Genomic DNA, 12,412 nt, shown 5'->3' on the forward strand with positions numbered 1-12,412 from the left:
TAGCATTGTTTTCCTTATAAAGTCTTTGCTTTTTGTTATTGTCTATCAATTAAAATAGCTCTAATGTAGAAGCATATTTATGATTAGGATGCACCAATACTGTACGAGTCCTTGTAAAATTTTGATGCCAGATTGGAATGAAAATATGAAAGCATCAATTAAAACCAGTTTCTATCTTTAGCATCATTCTTTAGTTCAGCTTTGCGATTTTCTACAGCAACGACAATAATATCCTTCAAAGAGTAGAGACATGAGCATTATTTTTTTTCATTCTTTAATGAGTCCCCATCCTTCATGCAATAAAGAACACTCTAAACAGAATCCATTGTATCGATAAAACAATACATTTATTAGCAACAATAATGATGATTAATCTATGATCACAAACTTTAAAACCCTATTCATAACTTTTATATAAAATTTATAATTAAATCTCATTAAACTTATTACGAAGGCTTCACTCCTCTTCGCCCTAAGAGACGAAACATCTACTCCTGAAAGTCTGTAAACAATCCGTTCTCTTAAGTGGATTTAAGCTGCTAACCATTTCATGAGATTCACTTACAAAAGAATACAGCGGTAAGTCCTATTTTGAATATTTACTCCATACTCTAAAAACACTTAATAGATCAATTTTATATGCCTTATCTCACCACACCTTAAATGACAGTGTTTTAACGAAATAGAATAAATCTTGCCTTAAATACTCTGTTTAACCTTGTATACTTGATTGATGCAAAAATAAAATGAACAAAAGAGCATCATCGTATTTTCGAAAGGTATGAATCGCTCCATCATAAAAAAACAGCCCTTATAACATAACAGACAATTTGAAAAAATCTTTTTATATAAAAGGGATCACCGTTGTACCAGGAGGCAATTTTGCCTCATCTTCAGGCTCGACATGAATAGAAATACGCACATTATCAAATTCTTTTTGAAGAACAGCTTCGATTTTATCACAAATTTTATGTGCTTCTCCTACCTGCATTATAGCAGGCACAACCAAATGAAACTCTATAAAAGTAACCCTCCCAGCAACACGCGTCCGTAAATCATGGACCTCAAGCGCACCCGATGCATTTGCAGAAATCAGCTCCCGAATCCGCATGCTTTCATTCAATTCAACGCCAACATCCATTAATCCCTGAACAGCACTTCTAATCACCTTCCAGCCCTGTAAGAGAATATTAACGGCAACGATTATCGCTAAAATTGGATCTAAAGCTCCCCATCCTCCGACAAAACCAGCAATCAAACCAATTAAAATTGCAAGCGACGTAAAAACATCAGTTATAAAATGTACTCCATCAGCTTTAAGAGCCGGTGAGCGATGGAGTTTTCCCTGCCCAATAAGAACCATTCCCCACATACAGTTTATGACAGTTGCAATAAGATGAATAGCAAGCCATATTCCAGGCTTCTGCAACAATTTAACGGTAGAAAGAGCTATCCATGCTTCTCTTAAAATAACAATTGCCGCAATAATAATGAGTACCCCTTCAAGAATTGCGGAAAAATATTCCGCTTTATGATGCCCAAAGGGATGATCATGATCTGCTGGCTTCATACTCACTTTAACAGCCCACCATGCTGCTAATGACGCAAGAATATTAACGATTGATTCCAATGCATCAGAATAAAGTGCAACCGAACCTGTGATGTGATATGCCCAATATTTCAAAGCAAAAACAATACACGCAATAAAAATAGAGTATAAAGTTAAGCTTTGTATATTGATTTTTACATCCATGAACCTCATCCTTTTCTTCACGAAATAGGGAATTAATATTTTCAACCATATCATGATACTTTTGGCATAACGACGATCTTTCCTCAATATTACAGAAGCTTCATCATACAATAAACGCCTCAGCTCACCATTATTATCGTAAAAACTGCTCAGTTACACGAACAGCACCAATAAATAAAGAAGAGAGAAAATAATAGAAAGAAGAGTTTTCCCAAGAGCAATCAAACACATAACCTTCATTATTAATCGTTTTCTGAATAACTTAAAGCCATCTCACTTCTCATAAACGAAAAACTTGTTTTTGCTCAAATCTATCATGATCATGCATTATTTTTCAGTCTTATGATGTGCATTATAACCCATCTATAAGCCATCTTTGCACCTTAGAAAAAATATCTTAGCACTCTACGGTAATCTTACAGGTCAATAGGATTTTAAAATATGATTTACTAAAAAATTTAGATATAAAAAGAAGAACAATGATTACCCTCAAAAAAAAGAATCTGGGCATTGGGGACCCAGATTCTTTTCCCTTAGAAATTAAGGGCATACAGAACTTGGGAAATAGCGGGGACCCAAGACACTGCACCCGATACAAGAAAAATATATGATTCCGTATCAGTATTTTTACATTATACCTATGGTTGTATATTGTCAACATAAATTCTACCATAAGTTTTAAGAAATATTTTTTTATCTCTTCTTTTTAAATAAAACAAATTCTAACATCTGGAAATCATAAGAAAAAAGCACTAAAAATCTCGCATGCATTTGAATATCATAACAATCAATGAAACAGATGATCCACGCCTAAAAGCCTATCATAATATCCGTGAAAAAGATCTTGTTGGACGGCAACATCAATTTATTGCTGAAGGCAAAGTAACATTGTCCGCATTACTACATTCGAAAGAGTTTTCTGCCATCTCACTGCTCATCGTAGCAAACCGTCTCTCTGGACTTCTACCGCTTTTAGAAAAAACACAGCCTCTATGTCCCATTTATTGCGTTCCACAAAAAGTTATGGATAATATCACCGGCTTCCATGTTCATCGTGGTGTTCTGGGTATTGGTAAACGCAAAATACTGCCACCCTTACAAAGTTTTTTACAATATCTTCCAGAAAAAGCTTTGATTCTTGTTTTATGTGGTATCTCGAATCACGATAATATGGGATCAATTTTTCGTAATGCAGCAGCCTTTGCCAGTAATGGCATTATTGTCGACAAAACCTCATGCGATCCACTTTATCGCAAATCAATAAGAGTTTCTGCCGGCGCTGCTTTAAAAGTACCCTATACGCAAAACGCTGATATAGATGACATTATAGCTGCTCTAAACGATGAAAACTTTCATCTTTATGCACTCTCCCCTTCTGCCTCACACACTCTCAAACAAGCCAACAAAAGCAAAAGAATAGCACTTATTTTTGGAACAGAAGGCGATGGCTTACCACTCCACATACTAAAACAATCAAACACCTTACGTATTCCCATGACTGACGGTTTTGACAGCCTTAATGTTGCCACAGCCTCAGGTATTGCACTTGCTCATTTTACCAACTTTGACCACTAAAGATGATAACACTTCAAGTTATAGAACATACCTAATGTTGTATGTTATCTACCAGTCTTCAATAATATTGCCGTTCCCTAGCCTTTGAAAGCATTGATAAAAAACATTTTTACATTTTTTTCATCACTTTTCACACCCTAACCCCACTTATGACGTGCAGAAAATATAATGTTGATGGATTCAATTATAAAACAAACTTTCAATGAGAAAATCTTCCGGAAGTCTCTCATTCAAGTTTAAGGTTAAAAGATATCATTATAAATCAATTTACTATGCTTTATAAAGCTGTTGTTTTTAGTTCTGAGGAAACAGAATCTTTTGTTTCGAGATTACATAAAACGCGCTTCAACATCATTTCAGTATCGGCTGCACGTTCTGAATGTGTTACAAATCCTCCCCCAAGAATACGCGCCTCATGACCATTTCCATCATAAAGAACGCAAGCTTGCCCTGGTGCCACACCATTTTCACATTCCAATAAATCAACGGAAAAAATACCTTCTTTATAATGTAAGCGCGCAAGGTGAGGAGGACGCGTTGAACGCACCTTTACAGCCACCTCAATACCTTGAGAAGGGAAATTATCTAACGACTCATCACCAAGCCAATTCACATCACGTAAAAAAAGCTTATGCGTTTCTAACATTTCACGCGGTCCAACAATAACACGTGCATTTTCCACATCGAGATAAACCACATAAAGCGCTTCACCCGTTGATACCCCAATACCACGACGTTGACCAACCGTATAATTAACAATTCCCGAATGTTTACCTAAAATCTTTCCATCAATATGGACAATAACGCCAGGATTAGCTGCTTCTGGACGCAGTTTTGCGATAACATCTGAATATTTTCCTTGTGGAACAAAACAAATATCCTGACTATCATGCTTATTGGCAACCACAAAGCCCATTTCTGCTGCCATTTCACGAACGCGGGCTTTTGGAAGGTCACCAAGTGGAAAACGCAAATAATCAATCTGTTCTTGTGTCGTTGCAAAGAGAAAATAACTCTGATCACGATCATTATCGAGAGGACGAAAGAGTGCTCGATGCGCTCCGTGGGAACGCGAACGAATATAATGTCCCGTAGCCAAAGCATCTGCTCCCAATTCGCGTGCCGTTGTTAATAAATCAGCAAACTTAACCGTTTGATTACATGCAATACATGGTACTGGGGTCTCTCCATGAGCATAACTTTCTGCAAAAGGATCAATAACAGCTTCGCGAAAGCGCTTTTCATAATCAAGAACATAATGCGGTATTCCTAGTGTTTCTGCAACGCGGCGTGCATCCTCAATATCTTGTCCTGCGCAACACGCCCCCACCCGATGCGTTGCTTCCCCATGATCATAAAGCTGCAACGTAATGCCAATAACATTATACCCTTCCTTTTTCAAAAGACCTGCAACAACCGATGAATCAACCCCCCCCGACATTGCAACAACAATGCGAGAATCCTCAGGTTGTCCTGGTAAATCAAGACTGTTTAAAAACATGTATTCATTCTCTATTTAATGCTCTGTTTAATGGCTAGCCATATGTTGACATTCTGATGCACGCTCTTTAGCACTTTTACACGATTGATTGCCTTTATATTATTTTTTTATCCTTTCCACAACCATAGGCATTACTTTCTTAAAAGCTGCTGCAAACAAAAAAAGAATGATAGAAATAAGGCATAATGGTAATCGTTTAGGAGAAAACCTTTTTTCTCTTTTGAAAAATCCGGTAAAATATTGCAAGAATCTCTTCTACACACTTCAACTTGAGCTTCTTTTTACATACCCAATCACTTTATTAATTTTTTCTTTCAGCGCTTTTAGCTCTTTTTTAAATTTCATGCTCTATAAACGAATCAAGTCCTTGACTAAAGGTAGAGGATACGAATGAGCAACTTGATAAAAACACAAATGAAATATGTTATTGGGCCAGATGGAAGTCCGCTTACAATTGCCGACCTACCGCCGCAAACAACACGGCGCTGGGTGATTCGTCGCAAAGCTGAAGTTGTTGCGGCTGTCAGAGGTGGATTGTTAAGTCTTGACGAAGCGTGCCACCGTTATACTTTGACCGTAGAAGAATTTCTTTCATGGCAAAGTTTAATCGATGAACACGGTTTAGCGGGATTACGAACGACCAAGATTCAACACTACAGGCATTAAGTTGCCATTGATTAATAACATAAAGCAATCTATAAAACAGCCAAACTTGATAAAAGTTTGGCTGTTTTATACTATATCCAAAAGATAAACCTGAAAGAATGGATTTTTCAATAATTGCTTTTATCATCCAGCCATTAAATTAGCCAACCATTGAATTAGATTGAATCAAAATATCCTTATCATCCGCAGCAATCTTCTTTTCTCGTGCTTCCAAAAGCTGTGCACGTTGCAGCTCTGTATTAGCTTCATGGAGAGCAATTTCAGCATTTGTTTTTTGAAGTTCTAAATCACGAATTGAATTGATCAGATTATCACGTCTTTGCCGCGCTGCACGCGCAAAAGCAGAATAAGCAAAATGGTGAACATCATTGTTTCCAGATTTACGTTCTTCATGAGTAATCTGTGCTTCCAACTCTAACACCATTCGTTCAAATTCTGCGATCATCATCTCAAGCTGTGCAATTTCACGGCGCTTTCCACGCACTTGAAACATCCTCAATCGCACCATATTTTCTCGTGGCTTCATACTCACTACTCCTTGATTGCGCCAACTCAAAACTCGCATTCACACCCAATAAATATCTTTTAGTTATATATCTATCCGACAAAAACAGTCTATTAACTTGAAATTATAATAATTTTTGCCTTGCATTAAAGCATCTGAAAATACAATCTGCTTTAAAGAGCAATAACTATTTCTTTAACTTTTCCCCCATTATAAACTGAAGAGGTTTAAAGCTCAGTAAATAAACACTGAAATTGTAAAAAAGTAATTTATAAAGCTCTTTTACAAATTTTTTTAAGTTAAAGTTTATAGAAAAAGCCCTCCTTTTTTATTATGTTAAAAAATATAGGATTTTTCTAAAATAATTTTGTAGCCTCTTTCAAAAATAAAAATATTTTGTTAACCACTATCATGGATAGTGGGGAATTTAGTAGTGATTGTTACGCGTACTACTGAAATGTTCATAAACGCTTTGTTATAAGTGTTTGATTTAATGAATTGTTTTTATAACAGTGGTTTTGCTAACTGATATAAAATAGAAATGCTCCTTATGATTCGTGAAGGAGCAAAGTGAGGGATCTAAAATGCGCGTATTATTAATTGAAGATGATAGAGCAGTTACTCAAAGCATTGAGTTGATGTTAAAGTCGGCTAACTTTAATGTTTATATCACTGATCTGGGTGAAGAAGGTATCGATTTAGGAAAACTCTATGATTATGATATCATTTTGCTTGATCTGAATTTGCCTGACATGTCAGGGTATGATGTCTTGCGGACTCTAAGGTTGGCAAAAATAAAAACTCCTGTCCTAATCCTTTCTGGTATGAATGCCATTGAAGACAAGGTTCGTGGTTTTGGCTTTGGAGCAGACGACTATATGACGAAGCCTTTTCATAAGGATGAGCTCATTGCACGTATCCATGCAGTTGTTCGTCGTTCAAAAGGACATGCACAATCGGTTATTGTTACCGGAGATCTCACCGTTAACCTTGACACAAAAACTGTCGAAGTTGCAGGGCGCCCTGTTCACTTAACCGGTAAAGAATACCAAATGTTAGAGCTTCTCTCTTTACGCAAAGGTACCACCCTTACCAAGGAAATGTTTCTCAATCATCTCTATGGTGGAATGGATGAACCAGAACTAAAGATTATCGATGTTTTTATTTGTAAATTGCGGAAAAAATTGGAAGCAGTCTCTTCCAGTGTAAATTACATTGATACAGTTTGGGGACGTGGTTATGTATTACGTGATCCAGTTGAAGAGAACGTACGAAAAACCGCTTAAGCAGTGAACATGCACATTGTAAAATCTCGGAGTGTAGCGGGCCGAGATTTTTTCCCGAGATCTTTTCTCTGTTAAAAGTAGAGAACTCGCACACTAAAAATCTCATATAGAAAGCGCTTAAAGCTTAAGAAGTAACCACACCCAATTTACACATATAACCTTATCGCTCATAAGTTCAATCGAAGCCACTTTTCCCAACACAGCTTAAGCGCTTCTCTCTTATTCAAAGCTTTTTTACACTTTCTAAAACAATACAACCATCACTTTCATCAATATTTATTTTCATCTCTGTCATCTGAGCAAGTAACATTGTGTAATAAAATTGGATGACATGTGCATCAACAAGCTCTTCTTGAACTTCTCCACGGAATAACGCAAGAAAATGAGGGGGTATACGGAGAGTTCTACCGAAAACCTCAAATCGAAAAGAACGTTTATTTTCTTCTTGCAAAATCATAACAACAATTTCACCACCACGAGAAACTGTTGCGTTTGCAATCAATAATAAATTAAGCAAAAGTTTAACTTCATCTTTTTCTAACAATAAAGAAGAAGCTTGCCATTTTAAAGTTGCTTTTTCTTCTTTCATATATTGTTGAGCAACCTGCTCTGCAGTCCGTGTATCTATTTGTCCTCCACTTGCACCAGCAAAACCAAAAGCCAATCGCGCAAATTGTAGACGTGCAGCAGCACTCGCAACGGATAAACGCACCAATTGTAAAGCATCTTCTTCAGCTCCTCCTTCATCATAAAGCTCCATTGCATTTTGAATAGCCCCCACAGGTGAAATCAAATCATGGCAAATACGACTACAAAGCAAAGCAGCAAGATCCATAGGCTTCAAAGAAATATCTAACGTCATAATGATTGAAAACTCCTAGATTCAAAAAAACAAACTTTATTTTAAAGAAAAACTCTTAACATCTGATGCATAATAGGAAACATTAACAATCATGCTAAAAAATTCAGAAATAAATTCAAGAATTTAAATAACCTTATATCTTATTTTTTATTTGAATAGAATGAAAATTCTAATATTATCTTTTTGTTTATCACTAATAAAAGGAGAAAACTCCATGGCTCTCTCTCTGCTCAAATACTGGTACAAAAATATTATATCTTTAATCTTCCTTTTATTCATCACCATAAACACTACACAAGCTCGACTAAAACCAATAGAGCAAAACGAACCTCATTATTCACTCCAAGAAATTATTGATTCTGGTCATATTTTTTTTGGAAAAACAGCCAGTGGTCTGGCTGTTGCAATTCAAAATATTTTTTCAAAATACGGTTATCCCAATGCCTATATTTTAGGAGAAGAAGCTTCTGGTGCCTTTTTTGCTGGATTAACCTATGGCGAAGGAATGGTTTTTACCAAAAGCTATGGTCAACATAAAGTTTTTTGGCAAGGTCCCTCAGTAGGATGGGATTTTGGCGGCCAAGGCTCCCGTTTAATGATCTTAGTTTACAATCTTAATGGCATAAATAATTTATGGAGACGCTATGGTGGTATTTCAGGTTCGGCCTATTTAATTGCAGGTGTTGGTTTTCATGTCCTAAAATACCACAATACCTTGTTAATCCCAATACGTACAGGAGTCGGCGCACGCCTTGGTATCAATATAGGATATTTAAAATTAACACATAGACCGACATGGAATCCGTTTTAAACGGTTTCTTATTTGAAAAGGGGTATTATGCTTATTCAATCATTTCTTTTTTTTATACTTGGAGTTGCTTTCACTTCCTGGTTACTGGTGCTTTTATCTCCTTTTATTTGGCGTAAAGCCGTTCATTTTGCGTATAAAGATGTTTGTGCGAAAATGCCATTATCACTCGCGGAAATAGAAGCAAATCACGATTTTCTTCGTGCACAACATGCTGTAGAATTAGCAAACAACCAACAAAAGTACGAATTTTTGCAAAAAAAATATGTCCAACAAAAAATACAACTGAGCCAAGTAACAGAACAATTTTATCGGCTATGCCTCCCCACAAAAGATACTCTCACCAAAGAAGCGATAGCAATCAAACAAAATATCGCCACACTATACACTTCCAAAGGAAAGACAAATGATGCGTGAAAAAGTCGCACACTATCAGCAACGCTTACAAAAAATCCAAACTCATGAGCTGGACACGACCGCCAACCACCAATTGCTAGAAGAACTCCGAGAAGAAACAAAAGAACTTGCAGCAACATTGGCAGCTCAAATAGCGCTACAAGAGGGGAATACATCACCCATCAACACATTGATTCAAAAATCCAAAAGCAAAAATGACCTAGCATCACGTATTCGCCAAAAAATAACTTTTCTCTCCAAAAGCCCTGTTAAATAAGTTATCTTTTAAAACACCTTAAATGAAGAGTAAAATCAACAAAGGTTCATTGTAACTTTCATAACCCAAATCCTTTTTACTAAACGTGACTTTTTTGCTAAGCTAAAGGACAAAGTTTCTTAGCCCATACCGTTCTGTTAAAAAATATCTTCTTGTCTAGAAGCTTCACTTTCTAATCATATCACCGCTCTAAAGGACAACATTTCATAGGTCCTAGAAAGGAAATAATACCAAAACATTGGCCACACACTCTAACAAAAAATACCTTCTAAGATGGATCACCAATAAAGCTTTGACCATAATTTTAAGGATAAAAACACGCTCTCAAGAGTGATAAAAATCTCTTATTTTTTTGATAATCATATCCTGATCCGTTTGTGTCAAGTAAGGATGCATTGGTAAACTTAAAACACACTCTCCTAAAGACTCTGAAACAGAAAGGGAATCTTTTACATAAGGGAAGTGTTTATAAGCTGGCTGTTGATGTAAAGGAGTTTTATAATAAATCATTGTAGGGATAGAATTTTTTTGTAAAAAATCTTTTAATTTATCCCGTTCTTTTACCTTAATCGTATATTGTGCATAAGCAGAACGAATATTTTCTCCTATTTCTGGAACTGTAACAATATCTCTTAAGCCATTGGAATAGCGTTGAGCAATTTCTACACGCTTTTCCATTTCATCTTCAAAAATCGCAAACTTTTCTAGTAAAATTGCAGCCTGAATGCTATCTAGGCGCGAATTCATACCAATACGTACATTGTCATATTGCGTTTCACCTTTACCATGAAACAAAATAGAGCGTAAAAGTTCTGCAAAATGATCATCATTGGTCATCATAGCGCCTCCATCACCATAACATCCTAATGGTTTTGCAGGATAAAAACTTGTAGCAGCCACATCACCAAAAGCACCACACATAGTATTATCGCTTCTCCCCCCCATAGATTGAGCAGCATCTTCAATTACAAAAAGATTTTCCTTTGCTGCTACTTGAGCAATTTGCACATAGTCAGCAGGCAGCCCAAACAAATCAACAGCAATAAGAGCTTTTGGCTTTAGACGTCCTTCTTTTTTTACCATTTCAATTGCATGAGAAAGTTTTTCAACATCAATATTGAATGTATCAGGTAAAACATCAACAAAAACAGGTTTAGCCCCCACCAAAGCAACCACTTCAGCCGTTGCAGAAAACGTAAAACTAGGACAAAAAACAGCATCCCCTGGACCAATATTTTTAGCCATAAGAGGCATCTTCAAAGCATCTGTTCCATTAGCACATGCAATCACATGTTTAACGCCAAGATATTCTGCCAACTTCTCTTCAAATTCCGTTACTTTTGGCCCCAAAATATACTTACCACTAGCGACTACATGCGCAATTGCAGAATTAATTTTATCTTCAATACGCGCACGCTGCGCCCCAAGGTCGATGAATTGCATATTAACTCCATTGATCATCACAAGAATGCAAAAGCGCTACCTATCTCTTTTATCTATCATAATTGATATCAGCAGCTGTTAAAATCCGTAAAACCGCAATAGCATCATCACCATTTGTACGAGGTGATTGACGCGTTTCAATACAATGAAGGAAATGCCGTAATTCGCAAGTAAGCGGCAAATCTTCACAAACATCAATGTAATTCAGCTCATCCATGCTAAAAGCCCACTCTTGATTTTCTTTCCAAACGGCAAAATGGTGCATTGCCAATTTACGACTCCACGGTTCCATATCATCAAAAACGAGTATAGCCTTTGTTCCAACAACAATTAAACGCCTCTCACGATAAGAACTCAAGCGTGAAGTAAAAAGATGACTACGCACACCATTTGGAAAAGTCATATGAATATGAGAAAAATCAGAAATCTGATCAACGACAGCAGCCCCCTCACCGCGAATTTCGGAAGGTTCACATCCTGTCAACGCCAAAATCATTGAAAGATCATGAGGGGCAAGATCCCATAAAGCATCACTGTGTGTGTGAAATTTTCCAAAGCCTAATCTATGAGAATAAATATATCGCACATCTCCCACATCTCCGTTTTTCACCAATTCACACATTTTTTCAAAAGCTGGATGAAAACGCAAAATATGGCCCACCATAAAAACTCGCTCATAGGCCTCAGCCTCCTGAACTTGGCGTTTAGCATCAGAAACATTCAAGGCTATTGGTTTTTCCACCAAAACATCTTTACCATTTTTAACAGCACGGAGCACATTTTGCGTATGCAATTGTGGCGGCAACGCTAATACCAGCGCATCAATATCTCGATGAGTAAAAAGATCATCTGGTGTAACAACCTCTACACCATACAGTGTTGCAAAACTAGCAGCACGATCATTATCAATATCAGAAACTGCTGCTAAAGCCCCGAGAGAGTGGAGTGTCCGTATATGATTTTCACCCCAATGACCGCATCCTAAAACCGCTACACGTGGCACCATTTTCATGCCTTACCTTACTTTATCATATGAAAATTACACTTTTACATATCGAGGATAAAATAGAATGACAAGAGAAAAGCTTAAAAACGATGCTTGACATCTTACTATTCTACCCCTTATATCCGCAAAAGATGTAATTATTGACAATTATGATTGCTTATTTTGGCGGAGTAGCTCAGTAGGTTAGAGCAGAGGAATCATAATCCTTGTGTCGGGGGTTCAAATCCCTCCTCCGCTACCATTACTTTTTTATTGTGTGTAGCTTGCCAGCAGGTTTTGTGTATGTAGCTTGCCAGCGGGTTTTGTATATTTTGACACTAGGTTTTGTACCAAT

The 12,412-nt window shown here is 36.8% G+C and carries 12 protein-coding genes and 1 tRNA gene; 7 read left to right on the plus strand and 6 right to left on the minus strand.

From position 1 onward, the window contains the following. Positions 1 to 844: 844 nt before the first annotated feature. A complete protein-coding gene (locus ACFIK4_RS07435; RefSeq protein ID WP_375628783.1) occupies positions 845 to 1,753 on the minus strand; it encodes a cation diffusion facilitator family transporter in 909 nt (302 codons plus the stop codon). A 765-nt stretch (positions 1,754 to 2,518) separates the two neighbouring features. Here ACFIK4_RS07435 and ACFIK4_RS07440 point away from each other — a divergent pair. Beyond that, positions 2,519 to 3,328, plus strand: coding sequence for a TrmH family RNA methyltransferase (locus ACFIK4_RS07440; protein ID WP_375675641.1), 810 nt, complete (start codon positions 2,519 to 2,521; stop codon positions 3,326 to 3,328). A gap of 277 nt (positions 3,329 to 3,605) precedes the next feature. Here ACFIK4_RS07440 and mnmA read toward each other — a convergent pair whose 3' ends face one another. Further along, positions 3,606 to 4,829: a tRNA 2-thiouridine(34) synthase MnmA gene (gene mnmA / locus ACFIK4_RS07445; RefSeq protein WP_375628779.1), complete on the minus strand. Its 1,224-nt coding sequence runs from the start codon at positions 4,827 to 4,829 to the stop codon at positions 3,606 to 3,608. A 390-nt stretch (positions 4,830 to 5,219) separates the two neighbouring features. Here mnmA and ACFIK4_RS07450 point away from each other — a divergent pair, with 390 nt between their 5' ends. After that, positions 5,220 to 5,495 carry a DUF1153 domain-containing protein gene (locus ACFIK4_RS07450; RefSeq protein WP_273790817.1) on the plus strand — a complete coding sequence of 92 codons (276 nt, stop codon included), beginning with the start codon at positions 5,220 to 5,222 and terminating at the stop codon, positions 5,493 to 5,495. Between the two features lie 139 nt (positions 5,496 to 5,634). On the opposite strand, the gene ACFIK4_RS07455 is transcribed toward ACFIK4_RS07450, so the two are convergent. Next, positions 5,635 to 6,021, minus strand: coding sequence for a flagellar export protein FliJ (locus ACFIK4_RS07455; protein WP_375606932.1), 387 nt, complete (start codon positions 6,019 to 6,021; stop codon positions 5,635 to 5,637). Positions 6,022 to 6,584: 563 nt separating this feature from the next. Here ACFIK4_RS07455 and ctrA point away from each other — a divergent pair. Beyond that, positions 6,585 to 7,286, plus strand: coding sequence for a response regulator transcription factor CtrA (gene ctrA, locus ACFIK4_RS07460; protein WP_273790819.1), 702 nt, complete (start codon positions 6,585 to 6,587; stop codon positions 7,284 to 7,286). 223 nt (positions 7,287 to 7,509) lie between these two features. Here ctrA and chpT read toward each other — a convergent pair whose 3' ends face one another. Continuing rightward, positions 7,510 to 8,148: a histidine phosphotransferase ChpT gene (gene chpT / locus ACFIK4_RS07465; RefSeq protein WP_375675644.1), complete on the minus strand. Its 639-nt coding sequence runs from the start codon at positions 8,146 to 8,148 to the stop codon at positions 7,510 to 7,512. Between the two features lie 214 nt (positions 8,149 to 8,362). On the opposite strand from chpT, the gene ACFIK4_RS07470 reads away from it, so the two are divergent. Genes ACFIK4_RS07470 through ACFIK4_RS07480 form a run of 3 tightly spaced genes read left to right on the plus strand, consistent with a single transcriptional unit; the run spans position 8,363 to position 9,629 of the window. After that, positions 8,363 to 8,959: a DUF1134 domain-containing protein gene (locus ACFIK4_RS07470; RefSeq protein ID WP_375613340.1), complete on the plus strand. Its 597-nt coding sequence runs from the start codon at positions 8,363 to 8,365 to the stop codon at positions 8,957 to 8,959. A gap of 27 nt (positions 8,960 to 8,986) precedes the next feature. Beyond that, entirely contained in the window at positions 8,987 to 9,373 is a 387-nt protein-coding gene (locus ACFIK4_RS07475; protein ID WP_375628774.1) for a hypothetical protein, read from the plus strand. After that, positions 9,363 to 9,629 carry a hypothetical protein gene (locus tag ACFIK4_RS07480; protein WP_375611955.1) on the plus strand — a complete coding sequence of 89 codons (267 nt, stop codon included), beginning with the start codon at positions 9,363 to 9,365 and terminating at the stop codon, positions 9,627 to 9,629. Before ACFIK4_RS07475 ends, ACFIK4_RS07480 begins: the two co-directional genes overlap by 11 nt. A gap of 324 nt (positions 9,630 to 9,953) precedes the next feature. On the opposite strand, the gene ACFIK4_RS07485 is transcribed toward ACFIK4_RS07480, so the two are convergent. Together ACFIK4_RS07485 and ACFIK4_RS07490 are read right to left on the minus strand one after the other, a co-directional pair. Continuing rightward, positions 9,954 to 11,072, minus strand: coding sequence for a DegT/DnrJ/EryC1/StrS family aminotransferase (locus ACFIK4_RS07485; RefSeq protein ID WP_375675647.1), 1,119 nt, complete (start codon positions 11,070 to 11,072; stop codon positions 9,954 to 9,956). A 49-nt stretch (positions 11,073 to 11,121) separates the two neighbouring features. Next, positions 11,122 to 12,078 (minus strand): Gfo/Idh/MocA family protein, encoded by a 957-nt coding sequence (locus ACFIK4_RS07490; RefSeq protein ID WP_375675649.1) that lies wholly within the window; start codon positions 12,076 to 12,078, stop codon positions 11,122 to 11,124. 164 nt (positions 12,079 to 12,242) lie between these two features. On the opposite strand from ACFIK4_RS07490, the gene ACFIK4_RS07495 reads away from it, so the two are divergent. Next, a tRNA-Met gene (locus tag ACFIK4_RS07495) sits at positions 12,243 to 12,319 on the plus strand. The last annotated feature ends 93 nt before the right edge of the window (positions 12,320 to 12,412 follow it).

The sequence above is a fragment of the Bartonella sp. AP9QHHD genome (genome assembly GCF_042195625.1).
In the GTDB taxonomy this organism is placed as follows: domain Bacteria; phylum Pseudomonadota; class Alphaproteobacteria; order Rhizobiales; family Rhizobiaceae; genus Bartonella.

Excerpts from the sequence above, each read along its gene's own strand:
- ACFIK4_RS07455 (WP_375606932.1), bottom strand. The coding sequence starts at position 6,021 with ATGAAGCCACGAGAAAATATGGTGCGATTGAGGATGTTTCAAGTGCGT.
- ctrA (WP_273790819.1), top strand. The coding sequence starts at position 6,585 with ATGCGCGTATTATTAATTGAAGATGATAGAGCAGTTACTCAAAGCATT.
- chpT (WP_375675644.1), bottom strand. The coding sequence starts at position 8,148 with ATGACGTTAGATATTTCTTTGAAGCCTATGGATCTTGCTGCTTTGCTT.
- ACFIK4_RS07480 (WP_375611955.1), top strand. The coding sequence starts at position 9,363 with ATGATGCGTGAAAAAGTCGCACACTATCAGCAACGCTTACAAAAAATC.
- ACFIK4_RS07435 (WP_375628783.1), bottom strand. The coding sequence starts at position 1,753 with ATGGATGTAAAAATCAATATACAAAGCTTAACTTTATACTCTATTTTT.
- ACFIK4_RS07490 (WP_375675649.1), bottom strand. The coding sequence starts at position 12,078 with ATGGTGCCACGTGTAGCGGTTTTAGGATGCGGTCATTGGGGTGAAAAT.
- ACFIK4_RS07440 (WP_375675641.1), top strand. The coding sequence starts at position 2,519 with ATGCATTTGAATATCATAACAATCAATGAAACAGATGATCCACGCCTA.
- mnmA (WP_375628779.1), bottom strand. The coding sequence starts at position 4,829 with ATGTTTTTAAACAGTCTTGATTTACCAGGACAACCTGAGGATTCTCGC.
- ACFIK4_RS07450 (WP_273790817.1), top strand. The coding sequence starts at position 5,220 with ATGAGCAACTTGATAAAAACACAAATGAAATATGTTATTGGGCCAGAT.
- ACFIK4_RS07470 (WP_375613340.1), top strand. The coding sequence starts at position 8,363 with ATGGCTCTCTCTCTGCTCAAATACTGGTACAAAAATATTATATCTTTA.
- ACFIK4_RS07485 (WP_375675647.1), bottom strand. The coding sequence starts at position 11,072 with ATGCAATTCATCGACCTTGGGGCGCAGCGTGCGCGTATTGAAGATAAA.
- ACFIK4_RS07475 (WP_375628774.1), top strand. The coding sequence starts at position 8,987 with ATGCTTATTCAATCATTTCTTTTTTTTATACTTGGAGTTGCTTTCACT.